Origin of the sequence: Aeromonas sp. PI_26, from assembly GCF_027854445.1 — a bacterium.
GTDB lineage: Bacteria > Pseudomonadota > Gammaproteobacteria > Enterobacterales > Aeromonadaceae > Aeromonas > Aeromonas veronii.
Window position 1 is genome coordinate 365,255 of record NZ_JAJNOE010000001.1, and the last position, 20,266, is coordinate 385,520.

At 58.1% G+C, this 20,266-nt stretch carries 20 protein-coding genes; 7 read left to right on the forward strand and 13 right to left on the reverse strand.

The genetic code is table 11. The annotated features are described in order from the left end of the window. Positions 1-748: 748 nt before the first annotated feature. Entirely contained in the window at positions 749-1,672 is a 924-nt protein-coding gene (locus LRL22_RS01605) for an autotransporter domain-containing protein (protein ID WP_270904551.1), read from the reverse strand. 265 nt (positions 1,673-1,937) lie between these two features. On the opposite strand from LRL22_RS01605, the gene LRL22_RS01610 reads away from it, so the two are divergent. Continuing rightward, entirely contained in the window at positions 1,938-2,813 is an 876-nt protein-coding gene (locus LRL22_RS01610) for a flagellar protein MotY (RefSeq protein ID WP_005350788.1), read from the forward strand. Positions 2,814-2,897: 84 nt separating this feature from the next. Here LRL22_RS01610 and gloA read toward each other — a convergent pair whose 3' ends face one another. The 8 genes from gloA to rsxA form a co-directional block, all read right to left on the reverse strand. After that, entirely contained in the window at positions 2,898-3,311 is a 414-nt protein-coding gene (gene gloA, locus LRL22_RS01615; protein WP_005337610.1) for a lactoylglutathione lyase, read from the reverse strand. A gap of 171 nt (positions 3,312-3,482) precedes the next feature. After that, complete coding sequence (nth, locus tag LRL22_RS01620) at positions 3,483-4,124, reverse strand: endonuclease III (protein WP_005350790.1); 642 nt, start codon at positions 4,122-4,124, stop codon at positions 3,483-3,485. Positions 4,125-4,137: 13 nt separating this feature from the next. Further along, positions 4,138-4,899: an electron transport complex subunit E gene (locus LRL22_RS01625; RefSeq protein WP_376867688.1), complete on the reverse strand. Its 762-nt coding sequence runs from the start codon at positions 4,897-4,899 to the stop codon at positions 4,138-4,140. Positions 4,900-4,914: 15 nt separating this feature from the next. Beyond that, positions 4,915-5,547, reverse strand: a complete 633-nt coding sequence (rsxG, locus tag LRL22_RS01630; RefSeq protein ID WP_270904552.1) for an electron transport complex subunit RsxG — start codon at positions 5,545-5,547, stop codon at positions 4,915-4,917. A gap of 43 nt (positions 5,548-5,590) precedes the next feature. Further along, the gene (gene rsxD / locus LRL22_RS01635; RefSeq protein WP_270904553.1) at positions 5,591-6,643 is read right to left on the reverse strand and encodes an electron transport complex subunit RsxD; all 1,053 of its coding nucleotides are present in this window, start codon (positions 6,641-6,643) and stop codon (positions 5,591-5,593) included. A gap of 11 nt (positions 6,644-6,654) precedes the next feature. Continuing rightward, complete coding sequence (rsxC, locus tag LRL22_RS01640; protein ID WP_270904554.1) at positions 6,655-9,345, reverse strand: electron transport complex subunit RsxC; 2,691 nt, start codon at positions 9,343-9,345, stop codon at positions 6,655-6,657. Between the two features lie 14 nt (positions 9,346-9,359). Further along, entirely contained in the window at positions 9,360-9,938 is a 579-nt protein-coding gene (gene rsxB / locus LRL22_RS01645; RefSeq protein ID WP_005350799.1) for an electron transport complex subunit RsxB, read from the reverse strand. Positions 9,939-9,940: 2 nt separating this feature from the next. After that, positions 9,941-10,522: an electron transport complex subunit RsxA gene (gene rsxA, locus LRL22_RS01650; protein WP_005337600.1), complete on the reverse strand. Its 582-nt coding sequence runs from the start codon at positions 10,520-10,522 to the stop codon at positions 9,941-9,943. A 309-nt stretch (positions 10,523-10,831) separates the two neighbouring features. Here rsxA and LRL22_RS01655 point away from each other — a divergent pair, with 309 nt between their 5' ends. Further along, positions 10,832-12,055, forward strand: coding sequence for a type II restriction endonuclease (locus LRL22_RS01655; RefSeq protein ID WP_021230645.1), 1,224 nt, complete (start codon positions 10,832-10,834; stop codon positions 12,053-12,055). Between the two features lie 40 nt (positions 12,056-12,095). On the opposite strand, the gene LRL22_RS01660 is transcribed toward LRL22_RS01655, so the two are convergent. Then, positions 12,096-13,505 carry a DNA cytosine methyltransferase gene (locus tag LRL22_RS01660; protein WP_080660189.1) on the reverse strand — a complete coding sequence of 470 codons (1,410 nt, stop codon included), beginning with the start codon at positions 13,503-13,505 and terminating at the stop codon, positions 12,096-12,098. A gap of 118 nt (positions 13,506-13,623) precedes the next feature. Between LRL22_RS01660 and LRL22_RS01665 the strand changes: the two genes are divergently transcribed. The 3 genes from LRL22_RS01665 to LRL22_RS01675 all read left to right on the forward strand — a co-directional run bounded on the left by LRL22_RS01665 (position 13,624) and on the right by LRL22_RS01675 (position 15,026). Next, positions 13,624-14,100 (forward strand): very short patch repair endonuclease, encoded by a 477-nt coding sequence (locus LRL22_RS01665; RefSeq protein ID WP_021230647.1) that lies wholly within the window; start codon positions 13,624-13,626, stop codon positions 14,098-14,100. A 130-nt stretch (positions 14,101-14,230) separates the two neighbouring features. Beyond that, positions 14,231-14,524: a hypothetical protein gene (locus LRL22_RS01670; protein WP_270904555.1), complete on the forward strand. Its 294-nt coding sequence runs from the start codon at positions 14,231-14,233 to the stop codon at positions 14,522-14,524. A gap of 133 nt (positions 14,525-14,657) precedes the next feature. Then, positions 14,658-15,026 carry a VOC family protein gene (locus LRL22_RS01675; RefSeq protein ID WP_005337594.1) on the forward strand — a complete coding sequence of 123 codons (369 nt, stop codon included), beginning with the start codon at positions 14,658-14,660 and terminating at the stop codon, positions 15,024-15,026. Positions 15,027-15,247: 221 nt separating this feature from the next. On the opposite strand, the gene LRL22_RS01680 is transcribed toward LRL22_RS01675, so the two are convergent. Then, positions 15,248-16,828 carry an alpha/beta hydrolase gene (locus LRL22_RS01680; protein WP_270904556.1) on the reverse strand — a complete coding sequence of 527 codons (1,581 nt, stop codon included), beginning with the start codon at positions 16,826-16,828 and terminating at the stop codon, positions 15,248-15,250. 344 nt (positions 16,829-17,172) lie between these two features. Here LRL22_RS01680 and LRL22_RS01685 point away from each other — a divergent pair, with 344 nt between their 5' ends. Both LRL22_RS01685 and rluF read left to right on the forward strand, forming a co-directional pair. Next, positions 17,173-17,295: a hypothetical protein gene (locus LRL22_RS01685; protein WP_005350832.1), complete on the forward strand. Its 123-nt coding sequence runs from the start codon at positions 17,173-17,175 to the stop codon at positions 17,293-17,295. Next, positions 17,285-18,286: a 23S rRNA pseudouridine(2604) synthase RluF gene (gene rluF / locus LRL22_RS01690; RefSeq protein WP_270904557.1), complete on the forward strand. Its 1,002-nt coding sequence runs from the start codon at positions 17,285-17,287 to the stop codon at positions 18,284-18,286. The genes LRL22_RS01685 and rluF overlap by 11 nt, the downstream gene beginning before the upstream one ends. An 80-nt stretch (positions 18,287-18,366) precedes the next feature. Here rluF and LRL22_RS01695 read toward each other — a convergent pair whose 3' ends face one another. Both LRL22_RS01695 and LRL22_RS01700 read right to left on the reverse strand, forming a co-directional pair. After that, entirely contained in the window at positions 18,367-19,641 is a 1,275-nt protein-coding gene (locus tag LRL22_RS01695; RefSeq protein WP_270904558.1) for a cyanate transporter, read from the reverse strand. After that, positions 19,634-20,164 (reverse strand): nucleoside deaminase, encoded by a 531-nt coding sequence (locus LRL22_RS01700; RefSeq protein WP_270904559.1) that lies wholly within the window; start codon positions 20,162-20,164, stop codon positions 19,634-19,636. Before LRL22_RS01700 ends, LRL22_RS01695 begins: the two co-directional genes overlap by 8 nt. Positions 20,165-20,266: the final 102 nt, after the last annotated feature.

Below are 20,266 nucleotides of genomic sequence, written 5' to 3' on the forward strand. Positions count from 1 at the left end.
AGCCGTGCCATCTTCGATGCGAAGATTAATATGTCCAGGACAGCTAGCGGATCAATCAGGCACCCCTGCATATGCGGTTCCGGTCATGACCAATACAGAGAGAGCAAGCAGCGTTTTTTTCATCAGATAACCTCAAATCAACAAGGATCAGCAAGTGTGATGTCGTCAAAATAACGGTTGCTATGCCTTAACGTTATTTCTGTGCCCATTGCACACCTGTTATCGGTAGCCCGCAGTCAGTCGTTTCAGTGCGCCTCGTCCTGCCGGGATGACGCCAAATTTAGCAGTCGGGTGATGTAAGTAAAATAAAACAGGATTAATTGGATTCATAAAATATGAAAAAACATAAATCATTTAAAACAATGAGTTAGGTGTTGTTCAGGTCACTGTGCAAATGATGGGGGATCTCCGGGTTGGTTCCTTATGGGCATCGATAAAGTTGGCCATTGGGCTGCAATATCTGGAGTTGAGTATTTTCTCTGTTGCAAGCGGGTACAGGCTGGCGACATCACAGGGCAAATCAGCCATTGCGCGCCGCAAATATACATACAAAAACTCCAATATTCGGTGTGCGAGGGGGGGGAATTAGCCTACCAGCAGGCAGATATTTTTACCTGATATGACTGGGTCGTGAGAAATATGAAAGGGGGCAGATCAATAAATTCTCCATCAATACGGGCATAATTATCCGGAGTGTTACTTTGCTTTCCCTGAGGATTGCCCACTCTTGGCAGGTAAAAATAACGACTCAGAAACTCATGGCCAACCCGATGGAATAACCGCTGGTGTTGTGGCTGAACATATAGCGGGCAACCAGCCGGGTGCGGGTGACTATGATGTCGTATTTGCTGCTGTCCAGCTCCAGACCGGCGCCGATGGAGTTGAGGGAGTCAAAGCCAAGCAACCCCCGCTGTTCCCCCAGATATGCGGTATGGGCCCCCTCCAGTACATAGCGCACCGGTCTGTCGAGCAGAGTCCAGTCAAACAGCGGGGCCCGGCGGCGCAGATAGAGACCAAGGTTCTCCGCCTCGGCGTGACCACTGACGCTGGTCGAGGTACCGCCAAAGCTCTGCAGGTGCTGGTAGGAGTAACGCACTTCGATATCGATATCCTGCGCCTTTGAAAAGAGCTCGTAGTCGAGCATCAGCGAGCCGCCCAGTCCGTACATATTGAGCTGTCCACCATCGAGAAAATCCAGCGAGTAGCCCTTGGTGCGCTCCAGCAGCCAGTTGCCGATCCGCAGATCGCTGGCCATGGTACCGAGCGAGACGTTGGCGATGGGGCGCAGTACCCAGTGGCCACCGCGCGGGTCTTCATGGAGGGCGATATCCCAGCCGATCCCGCCAGAGGCGGTCAGGCTGTTCCATTTGGTCGGGAGGGTGCGGCTCTCGGTGCCGTTGCTCACCACAAACTGGGGATCGTAGCGGCTAAAGCCGATCGCCCCTTCCAGATAGATGGGCACGGCTTCGCTCATGGTGGCGCCGCCACCGATCTGGGTCATGTTGAGGGCGGCAGATTGATTGGTGCCGCTGCCGATATCGAGGTTGCTGGCGGTGATGTCGGGCACCACCGTGAAGGTCATCAGCGAGAGCACCGCATTGGCGCGCTCCTGTGCCCACTCCTGATCCTGTGTTGCAGCTTTGACGGTGCTGCCGGATAGCGCAAGCAGCATTGGCAACAACATCTGCAATGAAGAGGAGCAAGAGCGGTGCATGAGTTTGGTTCCCGATAAGCGGCGTCTGGTTGCCCTGGTTTTACTGTAGCGAGCTTCCCGCCGGTTGGCACGGAGCTAAGAGGGGGGAATAAGCGCCGCTTGCGGTCGATTGCCGCTTGGGGGCAAGCCTTTGCCACACCAACGGCACGCCTTTGCAGTTTGTCGCTAAAGCTTGGCCTCTTGCCGCCGATATCTCTTGTGAGATCGTGTGGAGGACAAGCAATTGAACGCTTGGGTGTTGGGGTTGGTCAGCATATCCGTGAGTATGCAGTTACAGGCTGGGGTCACCGAATTTGGTGCCGGTCTGGATCAATCCGTCTGGCGTTTGACCTCCGATACCCAGATTGAGTGTCGCCTCGAGCATCCTATTCCCAACTGGGGAACGGGGGCTTTTGTCAGTCGTGCCGGTCGCAAGATCAACCTCGACTTTGAGCTCAAGGGCAAGCGGCCGCAGGCCCAGACCCAGACGGTGAGCCTTGGCATCATGCCGCCGGTATGGCGCCCGGGAATAGCCGGGCGAGAAGTGAGTCAACTGCGTTTCTATCAGCAGTTCGATGGGCTGGTGGAGGGGCAGACTGCCTGGACCATGCTCGACGAGCTGGAGGGGGGGCGGATGCCGACCTTCCAGTATCGGGACTGGTATCGCCAGAACCGCGCGGTGCGAGTGTCCCTCTCGTCGGTTAACTTTCGGGTGAAATATCAGGCCTTTATCGACTGTCTGAGTGGGCTGTTGCCCTACAGCTTCAACGACATCGCCTTTAGCGTGCTCACCTACGACAAAAACAGCGATCAGCTCTCCATTCCCTCCAAGCGGCGGCTGGCGATGATCAGCGAGTTTATCAAGGCGGACAAGGGCATCGACGTGGTGGTGATCGATGCTTACAGCGACAGCTATGGCGGCCGCTGGCCGAACCTGAAACTCTCCGAGAAGCGGGCCGATGCCATCAAGAAGGTGTTTGTCGATCTGGGGATAGATCCCGGCAAGATCTCGGTGGAGGGGCATGGCGAGAAGCAGCACGTTGCCTCCAACGAAACGGAGCAGGGTCGTGCCAAGAACCGGCGGGTGGTGATCAGCATGGGGCGCAATGGCGAGATCTAGCGCCGTCCCCGGCAGCCGGATATAAAAAAGAGCGCATCTGCGCTCTTTTTTGATCCTGCCATTCGGCAGCGGGATTAGGGCTGCTTAGAAGCTGTCACCCAGGCCGGTACCGGCATCTTTCTTGGCGATCAGTTCAATCTTGTAACCGTCCGGATCTTCGACGAAGGCGATAACGGTGGTACCGCCCTTGACCGGGCCCGGTTCACGGGTGATCTTGGCACCGGCGGCGCGCAGCGCTTCGCAAGTGGCGTAGATGTCGTCCGCTTCCAGCGCGATATGGCCGTAGGCGGAGCCCAGTTCGTACTCGCTCACCCCCCAGTTGTAGGTCAGCTCGATCACCGCTTCATCCTTCTCGTCACCGTAACCGACGAAAGCCAAGGTGTACTTGTACTCGCTGTTCTCGCTCTTGCGCAGCAGCTTCATGCCAAGGACGCGGGTGTAGAAGTCGATGGAGCGTTGCAGATCGCCGACACGCAGCATGGTATGCAGAATTCTCATTGCTCAGTTCTCCGGGTTGGTGATGTGTACTGCTTTCAATCTCGGTTGCGAGGCTATCAGCTTTCGGGATAGACCTTCTCTTTGTACTCGCGGAGGTCCTCGATGATACAGGAACCACTGCAGCGGATGTTTGCGAGCGAGACAGGTAGAACGGTTGTGGCGCCCAGTCATTCAGCTTTCTGGATAGACCTTCTCTTTGTACTCGCACAAGTCCTCGATGATACAGGAACCACAACGGGGCTTGCGAGCCAGACAGGTGTAACGTCCGTGCAGGATCAGCCAGTGGTGGACATCCAGCTTGAACTCGGCGGGCACCACTTTGAGCAGCTTCTCCTCCACCTGATCCACGTTCTTGCCCACCGCAAAACCGGTACGGTTCGATACCCGGAAGATATGGGTATCGACAGCGATGGTGGGCCAGCCAAAGGCGGTGTTGAGGACCACGTTGGCGGTCTTGCGGCCGACGCCGGGCAGGGCTTCCAGTGCTTCGCGATTCTCCGGCACCTCGCCGCCGTGGCGCTCCAGCAAGATCGCGCAGGTCTTGATGACGTTCTCGGCCTTGGTGTTGAAGAGGCCAATGGTCTTGATGTACTCCTTGAGCCCGTCCACCCCGAGATCCAGCATAGCTTGCGGGGTGTTGGCCACCGGATAGAGCTTGTCGGTCGCCTTGTTGACGCTGACATCGGTCGCCTGCGCCGAGAGCAGCACGGCGATCAGGAGTTCAAACGGCGAGTTGAAGTTGAGCTCTGTGGTGGGGTGGGGGTTGTTTGCCCGCAGCCGCTCGAGGATCTCTCTGCGTTTCTGGTTGTTCATGGCTTGCGTCCGATCATAGCTCGGTCGCCCGGACGCGGGCCGGGGCAACGTTGCAGTGGGCCACTGTGGCTGCTTGTTTGCGGTCCCGCAAGTCGTTGATGGCGTTCTTGGCGGCGATCAGCAGTCCCAGCCCGATAAAGCCGCCCGGCGGTAAAATTGCCAGCAGCAGGCTGGCATCGGCGTGGAACAGCTCGATGCGCAGGGATTTGGCCCACTCGCCCAGTAGCAGCTCGGCGCCATCAAACAGGGTGCCCATGCCGATGATCTCGCGCATGCCGCCCAGTACCAGCAGCACCAGAGTAAAGCCAAGGCCCATCATCAGGCCGTCGAGGGCCGCCAGCAGCGGCGGGTTCTTGGAGGCATAGGCCTCGGCGCGGCCGATGATGACGCAGTTGGTGACGATGAGGGCGATAAAGATGCCGAGCGCCTGATAGAGGCCATAGGTGTAGGCGTTCATCAGCAGCTGTACGCTGGTCACCAGCGAGGCGATGATCATCACATAGACCGGGATGCGAATATCCTTCGGCACCCAGTTGCGCACCAGCGAGACGGCGAGGTTTGAGCAGACCAGCACCGCCATGGTGGCAAGGCCCAGCCCCAGCGCATTGGTAAAGGTGGAGGAGACGGCGAGGGTCGGGCAGAGCCCCAGCACCTGCACCAGCGAGGGGTTGTTCTTCCACAGCCCCTGACTCATCAGCTCCTTGAGCTCGCCCTTGCGGCTTTCCAGCTCGGCAATCGGGGCTGCGCCCGTTTCAATCTGTTCCATCTGGTTCATGATGGCTCGACTCCGTTAGTTCGCCGCCGGGCAAGCCGGGGCGTTGCTGAGCAGTTCGGGTTGCTCCTGCTGCAGTTTAAGCAGGTTTTTCACCGCCTTGACCACGGCTCGCGGGGTGATGGTGGCGCCGGTAAAGGCATCGAACTCGCCGCCATCCTTCTTCACCGCCCACTGAGGCTCGTTATCCTGGGTCAGGAATTTTCCGGCAAAGCTGTTGATCCAGTCCGATTTTTTCAGCTCGATCTTGTCACCGAGGCCCGGGGTCTCGTTGTGAGCGAGCACGCGCACGGCGGTGATGGTGCCCTTGGCATCAAAGCCCGCCACGATGCGGATCGCTCCGCTGTAACCATCCGGCGCGATCGCCTCCAGCGCATAGCCGGTCACCACGCCATTTTTGCTGGCGGTATAGAGAGCCTGCGGCTGATCGCTGCCGAGATACTTCCTGCTGGTCACCTGCTGGCAGCTGGCCACCAGATCGTTGTCATAGCTCCCCTCCGGCAGCAATACCGAGAGGGTCTGCTGCTTCTCCAGCTGCTGCTGGTGGGCGATTTTATCCTTGGTCAGCTCGTTGGTCAGTACCACCAGCGCGGTACAGCCCAGCGCGAACATCGCCAGAATAAGGCCGTTCTTGCGCATGCTCTTTAACATGTACGGGCTCCGTCAGCTGTGATGGGGGAAAAGGGCAGAAACATCATTGGCGACGAGCTCCATACACTTTCGGGCGAGTCAGGCTGTCAATAAACGGCACACAAAGGTTGGCCAGCAGCACGGCAAAGGCGAACGCATCGGGATAGCCGCCAAAGCGGCGGATGATGTAGACCAGCACCCCGATCAGCACGCCATAGAACAGTCGGCCGCGTGGCGTGGTGCAGGCGCTGACCGGATCGGTGGCGATAAAGAAGGCCCCCAGCATGGTAGCGCCGCTAAAGAGATGAAACATGGGCGTGGCGGTTGCATCCGGGCTCACCAGATAGCCGATGGTGGAGGCCGCCAGCAGGGCACCGAGAATGGCGGTGGGAATGCGCCAGTTGATCACCTTCTGTTGCAGCAGGAACAGGCCGCCCAGCAGGTGGCCGAGGTTGACCCAGCTCCAGCCGATGCCGCCCCAACCCTCGAATAGCGGGCCGCTCAGGATCTCGCCTGTGGTGAGCCCCTGAGTCAGGCCGGTTTTCAGGGTATCGAGGGGGGTCGCCATGGTGAGACCATCCACCCCCTGCTTGAGCTGCGCCATGCTGTAGCCGTCGAGACTAAAGCCGGTGAAGATCACCGACGCCGCATCACCAAAGCCGAGGCTGTAGGCGCGCACGCTCTCCGGCGGCAGCCAGCTGGTCATCTGCACCGGGAAGGAGACCAGCAGTAGCACATAGGCGACCATGGCCGGGTTGAACAGGTTCTGACCCAGTCCGCCGTAAAGGTGCTTGGCGACAATGATGGCAAAGGCCGTGCCTACCACCAGCATCCACCACGGCAGCAGCGGCGGCAGGGAGAGACCGATCAGCACGGCGGTGAGCGCTGCACTGCCATCCATCAGGGCAGGCTTGATGGCGCGGCCACGGAGCTTGAGCACCAGCGCCTCGCACAGCAGCGCAGTGACCAGCGCCAGCAGGATTTGGATAAAGGAGCCCCAGCCGAAGAACCAGGTCTGGGCCAGCAAGCCCGGCACGCAGGCCAGGATCACCAGCAGCATCAGGGTTCGGGTCTGTTTGCGGTTATGGGCAAACGGCGCAGTCGCAATATTGAACATGAGTCTGTCGATTACCTTGTGGTTGTTCGGTCGGCTGACGGGGCATCTTCAGCGGTGGTCTCTGCTGCTCTGGCTGCCTCGGCCGCCAGCTTCTTCGCCTTGGCGCGGGCCACGGCAGCCGCAATGGCCGCTTTTTTCGGATCAACCGGGGCATCAGCCGCAGGGGCGCTCGCTTCAGGCGTGGCAGTGACGGCAAGTGGTTGCTCACTGCTGGCTGCATCGCTTTGCATCGGCTCGGCCGGTGCGCGCTCACCCTCAGCTCCGGCACTCTCTACCTCAGCACTGATACGCTCGCTCTGCTGGGCCAGCTTTTTGGCCTTGGCCCGGGCAATGGCAGCGGCGATAGCGGCCTTCTTGGGATCGACCGCTTCACTTGCAGCTGTATCGCTGTGGCTGGTGGTTACTTCGCTCTTGGCTACCGTCATGTCGCGGGTCTGTGCGCTGGCAGCTGGCTCACTCTGCGCATCCTCAGCACCGGCACTTTCGCCCTGCTGGGCCAGCTTTTTGGCCTTGGCGCGGGCAATGGCAGCGGCGATAGCGGCTTTCTTGGGATCAACTGCTTCGCTGGCCACAGATGGTGCATCGCTTTGGGTTGCAGCGGATTCGCTGGTGCCTGCGTTTGCAGTCAGATCGGCCTCAGCGCTGCCGCCCTGCTGGGCCGCCTTTTTGGCCTTAGCCCGGGCAATCGCGGCGGCAATTGCAGCTTTCTTGGGATCGACGGGCGCGTCGCCTTGCGAGCCTGCGTCGGCTACCGCACTGATATCTGCGCTTACCGGTTCACCATTCGCCTCGGCCTTTTTGGCCTTGGCTCGGGCAATGGCGGCGGCAATCGCCGCTTTTTTCGGATCAACCTCTGCTTTTTGCTGATCAGCATCTACCGCTGGGGCAGCAATGGCTTCGGCAGTCACAGGCTCGGCGCTATCACCCGCGTGCGCGGCTTTCTTGGCCTTGGCGCGGGCCAGTGCGGCGGCGATGGCTGCTTTTTTGGGATCGCTGGCGGGGTCCACCGCCTCGGCGGGTTGCGCCGTAGCGGCTGTTTCGCTGTTTGCGCTCTCCGCCAGCTTGGCGGCGCGGCGCGCCTCCGCTTCCCGTTTGCGGGCTTCGCGGGCGGCAATCACCGCGCTGTTGTCAGGCAAGCCCTCTGCGGTGGCGGTAATGGCTGTGATGGGAGCATCCTGCTTGGCCTTGATGCGGGCGAGAGCCGCTGCCACCGGATCTTCCCCGCCTGCGGCCGTCATTGTCTGACGGCGCTGGGCGGCGGCTTCGGCATGGCGCGCTTCGCGGGCCGCTTTCTCCCGCTCGAAGCGGGCCTGCTTGGCCTCGAAACGTTGCTTGGCGCGCTCGGCTTTTTCGGCCTCGGCGCGGGCTTCGCGAATGTCGTCCTTGGCGATCTTGTAGTACTGCACCAGCGGGATCTCGCTCGGGCAGACCCAGGCGCAGGCGCCGCACTCGATGCAGTCCATCAGGTTGAGCTTTTCGGCCTTGTCATACTCCTTGGCCCGGCTGTACCAGTAGAGCTCTTGCGGTAGCAGAGCGGCCGGGCAGGCATCGGCACAGGCGCTGCAACGGATGCAGGGCTGCTCCGGGCCGGGGGCGGGCAGTTCGGCCTGCGTCGGCGCCAGCAGGCAGTTGGTGGCCTTGACCACAGGCACCATGGCGTGGGGCAGGGTAAAGCCCATCATGGGGCCACCCATGATCACCCGCTGCTCCGCTTCCGGTTGCAGCTCGAAACGCTGCAACAGCCAGCGAACCGGCGTACCCAGGCGCACCCAGGCGTTGCCGGGCTTCTTGAAGCTGTCGCCGGTGAGGGTGACGATCCGCTCGATCAGCGGCTCGCCGTCGATGATGGCGCGCTTGATAGCAAACACGGTGGCGACATTGAGCACCATGATGCCGATATCGACCGCGCGGCCCCCCTTGGGTACCTGACGGCCGGTCAGCAGCTCGATGGTCTGCTTGGCACCGCCCGAGGGGTACTTGGTCGGCACCGTCTTGACCAGCACGTCCTCGTCGGTGGCGTGGCGGGTCAGCTGCTCAATTGCCTCGGGCTTGTTGTCTTCCACCCCGATCAGGGTGAGTTTCGGTTTGAGCAGGTGCTTGAGCACCCGGATGCCATCCATGATCTCGTCGGCATACTGCTGCATCAGCCGATCATCGGTGGTGATATAGGGTTCGCACTCCAGCCCGTTGACGATCAGGATCTCGGTGAGCTGGCCGCGGCCATCGAGCTTGCTGTGAGTGGGGAACACGGCGCCGCCAAGGCCCGCCACCCCCGCCTGCTGGATGCGCTCAAGCAGCTCGCCCCGCTCCAGATTCCAGTAATCGGCTTTGCCATTGCGCTCGCCCCACTCATCCTCCCCATCCGGGGTGAGAATGACACAGAGATCGCCGAGTCCGGAGGGGTGGGCAACCGTGTGGTTGCCAATCTCGGTGATGGTGCCGGAGGTAGAGGCATGGACAGGGACGACCCGCCCCTTGGCATAACGGGTCAGCGGCTGCCCTTTTTTGACCTTGTCGCCCACCTGCACCAGCAGATCGCCGGCGGGGCCTGCGTGCTGGCGCAGCGGAATGATGAGGCGCGGTGGCAGACCGGCGTCTACCACCGGGCTCTGGCTTGATTGCAGCTTGTTGTCGGCGGGGTGAATGCCACCGTGAAAGTCCCAGAGCGTGCCGGCTTTGATACGTTCGAGTAAGGAATGCATGGTTGCTCCGCTGTTTATTCCACTATCTTGACCGGAATCTTGCCCGGAACATGCACGTTATTGAGATCCCACTTCCAGTTATCGACCGTGGTAGGCACCGGGATCATCTCGATGCAGTCGGTCGGGCAGGGATCGACACAGAGATCGCAACCGGTGCACTCGTTGGCAATCACGGTATGCATCGCCTTGGTGGCGCCGACAATGGCATCCACCGGGCAGGCCTGAATGCACTTGGTGCAGCCGATGCACTGATCTTCGTGGATAAAGGCGACCTTCTTGACCGGCACAGCGGCCTCGTCACTGCCCCCCAGCGGCTGGGGCTCGACCCCCATCAGATCGGCAATCTTGCGCATGGTGGCCTCGCCACCGGGCACGCACTTGTTGATCTGATCGCCGTTGGCGAGCGCCTCGGCGTAGGGTTTGCAGCCGGGATAGCCGCACTGGCCACACTGGGTCTGGGGCAGCAGGGCATCGAGCTGATCGACGATGGGGTCTGCTTCCACATGAAACTTGACGGCGGCAAAGCCCAGGATAATCCCGAACGCCAGCGCCAGCAGGGTGAGCACCAGAATGGCAAAGAGAATATGGATCATGGTTATATCTTGATAAGGCCGGTAAAGCCCATAAAGGCCAGCGACATCAGACCGGCGGTGATCATGGCAATCGACACCCCGCGAAACGGCGCGGGCACATCGGCGGCGACCAGACGCTCGCGCATGGCGGCAAACAGGATCAACACCAGCGAGAAGCCGGTGGCGGCGCCAAAGCCGTAGATCACGCTCTGGATAAAGTCGTGTCGCTCATTGATGCTGAGCAGCGCCACCCCGAGCACCGCGCAGTTGGTGGTGATGAGGGGCAGGAAGATCCCCAGCAGGCGATAGAGGGTCGGGCTGCTCTTGCGCACCACCATCTCGGTAAACTGCACCACCACGGCGATCACCAGAATAAAGGCGAGGGTGCGCAGATAGGCGATATCCAGCGGCAGCAGGATATAGTGCTCCACCAGATAGGAGCTGGCACTGGCGAGGGTCATCACGAAGGTGGTCGCCAGCCCCATGCCGATGGCGGTTTCCAGCTTGCCGGAGACCCCCATAAAGGGGCAGAGGCCGAGGAATTTCACCAGCACGAAGTTGTTAACCAGCACGGTGCCGATCAATAAAAGCAGGTACTCAGTCATCAATTACCGTCACTGAAAGTCGGGTTATCGGGGTTTGAAGGCGGGCGGTATTATCTGACGTTAGGGCCAGTTAAACAACCGCAAGGCCGCATGGTTATTAGTCAAATAGCCAATATCGACACAGTTCCAGGAGGCTCTGCGCACTTTTTGGGCGGAGAGGACTGTAGCCAATTCTGGAAGGGTGTGAATGCTCGCACAGTTTTATAGATTGTGGGTGGTGATGGCGTCACATGCTCATAACATATTGATGCATAACGCAATCAGCCACGTTACTCTATGGTTTCCTCGCCTGTAGACAGAGTAATGAACATGTTCGAACAGCTTGCTGACGTTTTTTCTTCTGCCGCATTCAAGTACCTGTCCGTTGTTGATGCGGATCCCAAAAGCTCCCACCAGCATGAAATCGGCGGCCTTGTTAATGCCGGTATTGGTAGGAAATTGGGGATGCCTGACGATGGGAGCCAACTCACTATCCGGGCGACGATGGTCTATTTGAGCGAAAGCTATGATGAGCCGCTGGTCTCGGAAGATATTGTTACTTGGTATGATGCTCGGTATCAAAAAGAGGACCGAGGGGCTGAGTGGCGGCTTTACTACAAATCAAATGATGTCAGCAACCGTTTCAAGCCCGGTGATTTTTTCCTGATTGCCCTGACTCGGGAAGGTTCTCTCCTGATGATATTTTGTCCTCCACATAGCGATTTTGAAGTGCAAATCCGGTCACTATTCGGGGCGAGGAGTGTGGAAGCCAATGAAAAGGGTCTGACACGATTAAATATTGAAATGGGGTTGGCTGTTCCCATCAGGTTAATGCTTGCTCGTTACGGCATCGAAATTGGTCATAATGGCCCAGACTATCTAGACACTATTTTGGAAAAGTTTGGTGCTGCATTTCCTAAAACAAAAGACTTCTCTGCATTTACCAGAACATTGGGAAAAGATATTTGTCCTGTTGAAGAGCCCGATAGTGCACTGATTGAATGGATGGAGGTAGAAGAGTCTGCATTTCGTCAATTGGAAAGGCATATTGTAAAAAAGACTCTGTTAGCAGGTTTTGGGGAAAATGGTGATGACGTAGATGAGTTTGTTCGCTTTTCTCTGAGTGTGCAGAATCGTCGGAAATCTCGTAGTGGTCATGCTTTTGAAAATCATATTGAATTTATTTTAAACAAGTCTGGTGTTTACTTTGAACGAGGTGCTTTGACTGAGGCTCGTCAGAAACCGGATTTCATATTTCCAAGCTCTGCTTGTTATGCAGATAAAAATTTCCCTTCCGAAAAGCTGAGAATATTAGGGGCTAAAACCACTTGTAAAGACAGATGGCGTCAAGTCTTGGCAGAGGCTGCGAGGGTGGAGCGTAAGCATCTGATTACTATGGAGCCTGCAATCAGTGAGAATCAGACAGAGCAAATGCAAGCAAATAACTTGCAACTTGTTGTACCTACGACTATTCAACAAACTTATACGCCCCAGCAGCAACCTCAATTAATGTCATTTCGAGATTTCATTAACGAGGTAAAAGGCTGTCAGTAGATAAAAAAGCCCGTCATAGAATATATGACGGGCTTTTTTATTAATTTTTCTTTGCTTTCATTATGTATGGCTTCATCAACTTGGCAACGGCAGCAAATACAGGAACTACGACAGAGTTACCAAATTGACGATAGGCTTGTGTATCTGAAACAGGGATTCTGAATTTATATTCACCCGGTTGTTCAAATCCCATCAGCCGTGCACACTCTCTGGGGGTAAGACGTCGTGGTCTGTTTTGCTGATTTTGCTCATTATTGAAATCAGTCTCCGCTAGAGTCATATCCCAACCACGATCAATCAGAATCTCAGAACCATCTTTGTGATAACGAGCGGACAAAGTCCTAGCGACAGTTGTCGGGTTTTTGGGGTCAACAAGACCATAGCCAAAGCCATTTCCTTTAGCTTGATGCTTTTTCGCATATTGATATAGATAAGACCACAACTTGGGGGTCAGAATATATTTCGAGTCGAGTTTTTCAACTGGCTCAAGCAGATCTGCGAAAGTAATCCTGTTTTCAGGAAATAATGTTGAAACATCTCTTAGCGTAAAACCTTCATGCAGGTTCAGATCTTTTCTGAAACCGACAAGTACAATACGTTCCCGGTGCTGAGGGATGAAATGTTTGCCATCGATGATTTTGGGGTCATCTGAACCGTTGATATCCAAGTCTGCAACCCAATATCCCAACTCGGTCAATGCTTCCTTGATTACCCGGAATGTGTTGCCTTTGTCATGACTCTTTAGGTTTTTCACATTCTCAAGCACAAAAGCTGTTGGCCTTTTGGCATCAATGATACGAGCCACATCAAAGAACAAGGTTCCCTGAGCTTCGCACTCAAATCCATGAGCGCGACCAAGAGAGTTCTTTTTGGATACACCTGCCAGTGAGAAGGGCTGACACGGGAATCCGGCAAGCAGTACGTCATGATCTGGAATTTCTTTATCTATGTGGGCATAGACAAAATCACGATCGTCATTGTCCGGCATGGTGATTTCACGGATGTCGGAATTGAATTTGTGTGCAGTTTCATCACAGTACCAGTTGGCTTTGTAAGTTCTGACAGCCTGTTCGTTCCATTCACTGGTAAAGACACATTGCCCACCAATATCCTCAAAGCCTTTCCGAATGCCACCAATACCCGCAAACAGGTCAATAAATTTGAAATCGTAATGGCCATGATGCTTGGGGGGCGAAGGGATGAGACTTTTCAGCATCTCTGTTTCGAGATGAGTCAGCGGCTTTTGTTCGATCTTGCCATTGAGCCAGCGGTTCAGGGATTCACGAGTCCAGTCGGCATCGCCCAATGCACGCAACTTTTCAGCGACTTGCTTTTGGTCGTAGATTTCCAGGACTTTATCCATCAGATGGCGATCTTCAGCTTGGCGTTTGCTGGAGAATGCCTGATCTTCTTCAGGTGTGTTGTGTGCAGAGGTGGTTGAGTATGTCATATCAAAATCTGGGCGTGTTGCAGTTGCGCGGAATCTTATCACTCATTTAACCCAGAGAGAACGCCCGAGACTGTAAAAAAATACAGTATCAATCATTCGCTTTCAAACGAGTATCTGTATGCCCGACATAGTGAATCCAGAGACCAGAAGCCGGTTTATGTCCGGGATTAAGAATGCCAATACCAAGCCGGAGATACAGATTCGCCAGTTGCTGCATCATGCCGGATTTCGCTACCGTCTGCACAATGCAGCCTTGCCGGGTAAGCCTGACCTTTGGCTGGCGCGCTACCGTGCGGTGATCGAGGTGAATGGTTGTTTCTGGCACGGACATGACTGCCATCTCTTCAAACTCCCATCGACCAGAACCGACTTCTGGCAGACCAAGATTGCCAGCAATCGTGCGCGTGATGCTCGTCACCTAGCCGAGCTTGAACAGCTGGGGATCCGCCGTTTGACGATCTGGGAGTGTGCTCTGAAAGGGCGCTTGCGACATGATCCAGAACGTTTGATCCTGGTTATCAGCTGGTGGCTGACCAGTGGTACAAGTCATGGTGAAATTGCTGGTGGATGTGAGTTAAATTATCAGAATGAATAGAAAATAATCACATTAATATTGAAGGATGCTATTTATCTAACCCCCTTTTTATATCAGTTTGTATGATTTAAACGTGTGGTGGATATTATTTTTTATTATCCATTCATATGTGTGGATGGTATGATTCTGAATGTTGAAAAATGATGTGGCTGGTAATGGTGGTGATATGAATTCTGATGTTTTGATAGGTGTGTTGAATCGTCGTTACCCTATGATTGGTTTGTCTGCTGATTGGGTTTATCAGACATGGCTAATAAGCGGTGATGTAACTAATGGACTGGTAATCTTCGAAAATGAAGATAGCGGTTCGTATGAGTTACTATCATTTTCATATGATGATGACGAAGACTTAATTACAAGGATGGTATTTTCAGGTTCTCTGTCAAATGTAATTGAAACGGCAGGAATTGATTGCAGAGAATAGACTTTCTTGACACCTAACGGTTGTGCTTGAAATTTTCTTTTCTAAAAAGAGATAGCACTAACATTATTTGGTGATCAAATATGGTTTTATCTCTTGTGGTTGGGCAGTGATAGATCACCACTAGGAGGTAACCATGATCAGCCATATCGACCATCTGGTATTGACGGTCAGTGATATTGAACGGGCCGTGGCATTTTACAGTTCGGTGCTCAATATGGAGGCCATCACCTTCGGTGCGGGGCGCCGGGCGGTAGGGTTTGGCAACCAGAAGATCAATCTGCAACTGCTGGGGCAGGAGCCGCGCAATCGGGCGCAGGTGGGGTCGGGGGATGTCTGCCTTATCACCCGCTGGCCGCTGGAGCAGGTGATGGCCCAGCTTGCCTGCCACGGGGTGGAGATTGTCGAGGGGCCGGTGACCAAAAGCGGTGCCTGCGGGCCGATAGAATCCATCTACTTCCTCGACCCGGATCAGAATCTGATAGAAGTGAGCATCTACCCCTGACAGGGTTGGCGTGGCGCTTAACGGTGTAACACCTATCAGAGTCACTCTATTTCCTCGATCCGGACCAGAACCTGATAGAAGTCAGCATCTATCCCTGAGTTCACCAAGCCATCAGTTCCATCGCCATCATCAACAGAAAGGGGCCGTCAATTGACGGCCCCTTTCTCGTATCGCTATCGCGCCAAGTGCCCGCGCAGCTTCGCCGATTCGCCACACACGCCCTAGAAAGGCGCGCTGCTCTCGTCGCTCTCCTGTAAAAACTGCTCCAGCTCGGCCTGATAGGCCGCATCAGGTTGACCGCTGCTGGCAGGGGGTACGGCAGCAGACGGGGCCACGGGAGGGGCGGTGAGGGTCTCCATCACCCGCTGCTGCAGATAGGGGTAGAAGGGGTTGGAGGAGGTGCGGGTGAGGGCGCCGGGGTTGACGATCAGCACGCCGCGCTCGCCACGCAGGGCCAGACCACCGAGATTGATGCCGTATTGCTCCCGCTGCTGCGGGCGCGCCGCCATGCCATAGAGGGGGTCGTCCATCGGGAAGGGGAGCGCCACATGGGAGAGGGAGTAGATCTCCTTGGGATAATCGATACCCAGCGGGCGGAGCTGCTCAGGCTGATCTGCGCTGGCCAGCGTTCTGGCCTGCGTCGCGGGGGAGGTTGGCTCGACATTGCCCACCACGGTGAGGCGATAGTGCTGAGGGGCGTTTGGCTGCAAGCGGTGCAGCGCCAGCTCGGAGGCCGAGCTCATCAGCGGGCCAAACAGGGTGCTGCGGTTGATATCAAAAAGCACCAGTTCGCTGCCGTTGGCCGGCAGGTAGTGGTAGAGATCGGCAATGATGGAGCGGGTGCTGACGGTGTAGTCCATCACCGACTGGAAGGTGAGGGCGGGGGGAAACGCCGCCAGCTCGCCACTGGCGGCCAGCTGGCGCACCTGCTGCTGGATGGCGTGGGTCAGGCGATAGGACTGGCGCGCGCCGTTGACCGGGAACGAGTTGTATTTGAACGGGTTGAACTCCGGCATGGTGTCGAGCCAGGCAGCGTTGGCAAAGGCGGGCAGCAGGGCAGGCACGGCCTTGAGGCCGGCGAAGCGGGCAAAGCGGGTCACCCCGATCATCGGGGAGATCAGCACCAGCCGATCCGGTTTTGCCAGCGTGCCGCTCGGGTCGGCCAGTGCATCGAGCGCATATTTCACCGCCAGCGCGCCGCCGTTGGAAAAGCCCACCAGATGCAGCGGCCGCTTGCCCGGTGCCAGCAATCTGGCCTCCCGCACCGCCAGTCGGGTGGCGGCCAGCCAGGTCTCCCAATCCACATCCACGAGGCCAGCGGGCACGGTGCCGTGGCCGGGGATCCTCAGCCCCAGCGCGATAAAGCCCTGCTGCTGATAGCGTCTGGCCAGATGGCGCAGGCTGTAGGGGGAGTCGGTCAGGCCATGCAGCAGCACCGCCACCCCTTTGACTTCCCCCTCGGGGCGCAGCAGGTAGGAGCGGTTCCAGTTCTGCTGAAAGCGGGCGGGATTGATGGGGGCGCCCTGATAGTAGCGATTGCTGGCCAGTTGCTGCTCGGGCGGCGTTTTGGCGACTACCTCGGTGGCCACCAGCTCGAACAGCTCTGCTTCGCGGGCCAGATAGGCTTGCCAGTCGCTGCGATCGAGCTCATCGGCGCTCAGTTCGGGGGGCACCACTGTGTGCCACAGTTGCAGCGGCGCTGCCTGCCAGGCGAAGTAGGCGATCACCGCCCATGCGGTCAGCAACAGCAGCAACAGGGTTAGCAGAGCACGGCGAACAAGGCGGCGAGTGTGAGCCAGCATGGTGCAATCCTTGGCGATAGGGGTGGGGCCGCCTCTGGGCGGGCAAGTTTGGCGCAGCATCCAAGGCGCTGCCAACCGGCTTAAAGCCTAATGGAAACAAGGTGATATGTATAGTTGATGGCGTTCGTCCGCGCTGGCTGTGGGCGCCTGATCCCGCCGTTGGCATCAGGCTGGCCGTTCGAAGGTTGCATCGCGGCCATCTGGCGGTGTGAACTTGTCCGCGGATGCCCGCTTGGGCGCTGCGACCTTGCAACTATCTGCCCCTGAGAGGGGGCAATTATGCTACTGTAGCGGCGTTTTTTGATGGATAAGCTGGCATTGGCCTTTTTTGAAGATGGAATGGTATGCAGAACTTTGACGTAGTGAATTGGCTGATGCAGCAAACAGCCTCCCCGGCGCAGCCGGAACAGGCGATGGCACAACCGGGCGCGGCCCAGACCCTGTGGCAGGTGACCCATGCTGGCTAACGAATCCATGCGCCTGAACAAATACATCAGCGAGAGCGGTATCTGCTCGCGTCGCGAGGCCGACCGCTTTATCGAGCAGGGCCACGTCTTTATCAACGGCAAGTGTGCCGGGATTGGCGATCAGGTGCAGGTTGGCGATCTGGTCAAGGTGAACGGTCAGGTGATCGAGCCGCGCGAGGCGGACAGTCTGGTGCTGATCGCCCTCAACAAGCCGGTGGGTATCGTCAGTACCACAGAGGCGGGCGAGAAGGACAACATCGTCGATTTCGTCAACCACAGCACCCGGGTCTTCCCCATCGGGCGGCTCGACAAGGATTCGCAGGGGCTGATCTTCCTCACCAACCACGGCGATCTGGTCAACAAGATCCTGCGGGCGGGCAACGATCACGAGAAAGAGTATCTGGTGACCGTCGACAAGCCGGTGACCGACGAGTTTGTGCGCGGCATGGCGGCCGGGGTGCCGATCCTCGGTACTGTGACCAAGAAGTGCAAGGTGAAGAAAGAGGCGCCGTTCGTCTTTCGCATCACCCTGGTGCAGGGGCTGAACCGCCAGATCCGCCGCATGTGCGAGCACTTCGGTTTTGAAGTGACCAAGCTGGAGCGCATCCGCATCATGAACGTCAGCCTCAAGGGGCTGCCGGTGGGCGAGTGGCGCGATCTCACCGACGACGAGCTGATCGATCTGTTCAAGCTGATTGAGGACTCCTCCTCCGAGGTGAAACCGGCCAAAGGCGACAAACCGAAGGCGGCCAAGGCCCCTGCGGCGCAAACCGCCAAGCCGGCCCAAGGCAAGAAGCCGCGCCGCGATGATGATCACGAGATTGGCGGGCGTCCCAATGTGCCGGGCCCGGAAGCCTTCGAGAAGAAGCTGCCGGTGGGCAAGGGTGGCGCTGGCAAGGGCAGTGCAGGCAAAGGGGCTCCCAAGGGAGGCAAACCGGCCGCAGGCAAGCCGCGCACTGCTAACAGCGGACGGCAGAAGAAGGGGCGCTGAGTTGCCCCTCTGAGTGGCATCAGCCGCCAGTCATCTCCAATACGGTTATCCCCAACACTATTATCTCCAACACACCGGCCTCAGGCCGGTGTGTTGCTTTGGGCCGCAGAGTTGGCCGGGAGGGCCGTCGAAAGGGTTGGCTCGCTGGCGATCGGTAACCGCATGACGCGAGGGTAGTGGTGCGGGTCGAGGCGCAGCACCAGCAGGCTCATCAGCAGCAATCCCCCCAGCTGCCACTGCCATGCGGCGGCGAAGTCGCCGAACAGGTGATAGAGGCGGGCGGCGACCCAGGGGCCGGTGGCCGCCAGCATAAAGCCGAAGCCCTGCATCAGGGCGCTCAGGGTGCCGGCGCGGCGCGGGTCGGGCAGGTGATCGAGCGCAATCACCATGATGAGGGAAAAGCTGCCGCCCAGACCGGCACCACACAGCATGCACCAGAGGATCGGGGCACTGGCTGGCGCTAGCCAGAGGCCGCCAAATCCCGCCAGCTGCATGGCGATGGCAAGCCCCATCCACGGCCGCCGATCCAGACTGCGCGCCGCCAGTAGCGGCAAGCCAAGGCCGCTGGCGGTCTGCGCCAGTGCCAGCCAGGCGACCAGCTCGCCCGCCTGCGCGGCGCTCCACCCTTGCGCCATATAGGCGGGGGCCAGCCAGGCCACCACTATGCCGTAGCCGCTGTTGATGATGCCAAAGCAGACGATCAGCAACCAGCTGCGGGGCAGGGTGATCAGTCGCTGCTCGCCATGAGGAATGGCGACCGCCGCGGTGCTTGGCAGACGCACTTTCCACCCTAGCCAGACGAGGGCCAGCAGCAGCGGCAGGCTCCAGAGCGCCAGTGCCTGCGACCAGTCGAGGCTCGCCGCCAACCGTGGCGTGAGACTGGCGCCGAGCGCACCACCCCCCATCATGCAGGCAGAGAAGATCCCCATCACTTGCGGCACCTTGCGGGCAAAGTGCTGCTTGATAAGGGCGGGCAGCACCCCCTGCACCAGCGCCGAACCCAGGCCGCAGAGTGCAGCGGTGGTGATCAGCAGGGCGCCGCTCTGGGCATCAAAACGCAGGGCACTGCCCGCCGCGAGCAGCAGCAGGGCCAGCCCCAGCAGGGTGGTGGCACTGGCAAGGCTGCGCAGGCGCGGGGTGAGCAGCACGCCGACCCCGATGAGCCACAGTGGCAACAGGGTGAGCCAGGCCAGGGTATCCATCCCGAGCGACAGGGCGCGGCCAATCTCGCCGCTCAGCGGGCCGATGGCGGTAAGAAAGGGGCGTAGATTCAGGCCAGTCAGGATCACCAGCACCAGCAGGGCAAACTGCTGGCGGCGCCCCTCTGCCGGGCGTTCGCTTGTCCCTTTACTCATGATCAGGCGTTGCTTGTGTGGCTTGTTGTAACTGGGAGCCGTAGAGATCCGCCGCCGTCATGGTGACGGCCAGTTTGACCAGCGGCAGAGGTGGCGGTGCCAGCGGCAGTCCCAGCGTTTGATAGGCGGCAGTGCTGTCAAAGCCGAACGGGGCCGCATCGGCGTTATCAAAGGCGTAATAGACGGCGGCTATACCGTTCATCACCAGCGCGCCGAGGCACATGGGGCAGGGGTGACCGCTGGCATAGACGATGCTGCCCGCGAGCGGCGCGCTCTGGCTTGCCTTGCGCAGCGCCTCCAGCTCGGCGTGACGGGTGGGATCGCCATCCAGATGAATGCCGTTGACCGCGCTCGCCACCAGCTGGTCATCGCGCACCAGCAGGGCGGCGAAGGGGCGACCGCCCTGCCGGTGATTTGCTCTGGCCAGTTGCACCGCCTGCTCCAGCCATTGTCGGTGAGTCTGGAGTGAGGTTGATGGGGTGAGCGAGCGAAGAGGGGTAGACGCTACAAGAGGCTGTGACATGATGAAAAACCCTGACTTGACAGAACAAATGCCAGCCTAGCGGCGAAAAAAGTCATTTGGAAATTAAATGATAGAATTAGTTTCAGTGGTTTTGTAAATGGA

Bases quoted from the DNA above. Each gene is read 5' to 3' on its own strand.
- LRL22_RS01605 (WP_270904551.1), bottom strand. From the start codon at position 1,672: ATGCTGCTTGCGCTATCCGGCAGCACCGTCAAAGCTGCAACACAGGAT.
- gloA (WP_005337610.1), bottom strand. From the start codon at position 3,311: ATGAGAATTCTGCATACCATGCTGCGTGTCGGCGATCTGCAACGCTCC.
- nth (WP_005350790.1), bottom strand. From the start codon at position 4,124: ATGAACAACCAGAAACGCAGAGAGATCCTCGAGCGGCTGCGGGCAAAC.
- LRL22_RS01625 (WP_376867688.1), bottom strand. From the start codon at position 4,899: ATGAACCAGATGGAACAGATTGAAACGGGCGCAGCCCCGATTGCCGAG.
- rsxG (WP_270904552.1), bottom strand. From the start codon at position 5,547: ATGTTAAAGAGCATGCGCAAGAACGGCCTTATTCTGGCGATGTTCGCG.
- rsxD (WP_270904553.1), bottom strand. From the start codon at position 6,643: ATGTTCAATATTGCGACTGCGCCGTTTGCCCATAACCGCAAACAGACC.
- rsxC (WP_270904554.1), bottom strand. From the start codon at position 9,345: ATGCATTCCTTACTCGAACGTATCAAAGCCGGCACGCTCTGGGACTTT.
- rsxB (WP_005350799.1), bottom strand. From the start codon at position 9,938: ATGATCCATATTCTCTTTGCCATTCTGGTGCTCACCCTGCTGGCGCTG.
- rsxA (WP_005337600.1), bottom strand. From the start codon at position 10,522: ATGACTGAGTACCTGCTTTTATTGATCGGCACCGTGCTGGTTAACAAC.
- LRL22_RS01655 (WP_021230645.1), top strand. From the start codon at position 10,832: ATGTTCGAACAGCTTGCTGACGTTTTTTCTTCTGCCGCATTCAAGTAC.
- LRL22_RS01660 (WP_080660189.1), bottom strand. From the start codon at position 13,505: ATGACATACTCAACCACCTCTGCACACAACACACCTGAAGAAGATCAG.
- LRL22_RS01665 (WP_021230647.1), top strand. From the start codon at position 13,624: ATGCCCGACATAGTGAATCCAGAGACCAGAAGCCGGTTTATGTCCGGG.
- LRL22_RS01670 (WP_270904555.1), top strand. From the start codon at position 14,231: ATGTTGAAAAATGATGTGGCTGGTAATGGTGGTGATATGAATTCTGAT.
- LRL22_RS01675 (WP_005337594.1), top strand. From the start codon at position 14,658: ATGATCAGCCATATCGACCATCTGGTATTGACGGTCAGTGATATTGAA.
- LRL22_RS01680 (WP_270904556.1), bottom strand. From the start codon at position 16,828: ATGCTGGCTCACACTCGCCGCCTTGTTCGCCGTGCTCTGCTAACCCTG.
- LRL22_RS01685 (WP_005350832.1), top strand. From the start codon at position 17,173: ATGCAGAACTTTGACGTAGTGAATTGGCTGATGCAGCAAACAGCCTCC.
- rluF (WP_270904557.1), top strand. From the start codon at position 17,285: ATGCTGGCTAACGAATCCATGCGCCTGAACAAATACATCAGCGAGAGC.
- LRL22_RS01695 (WP_270904558.1), bottom strand. From the start codon at position 19,641: ATGAGTAAAGGGACAAGCGAACGCCCGGCAGAGGGGCGCCGCCAGCAG.
- LRL22_RS01700 (WP_270904559.1), bottom strand. From the start codon at position 20,164: ATGTCACAGCCTCTTGTAGCGTCTACCCCTCTTCGCTCGCTCACCCCA.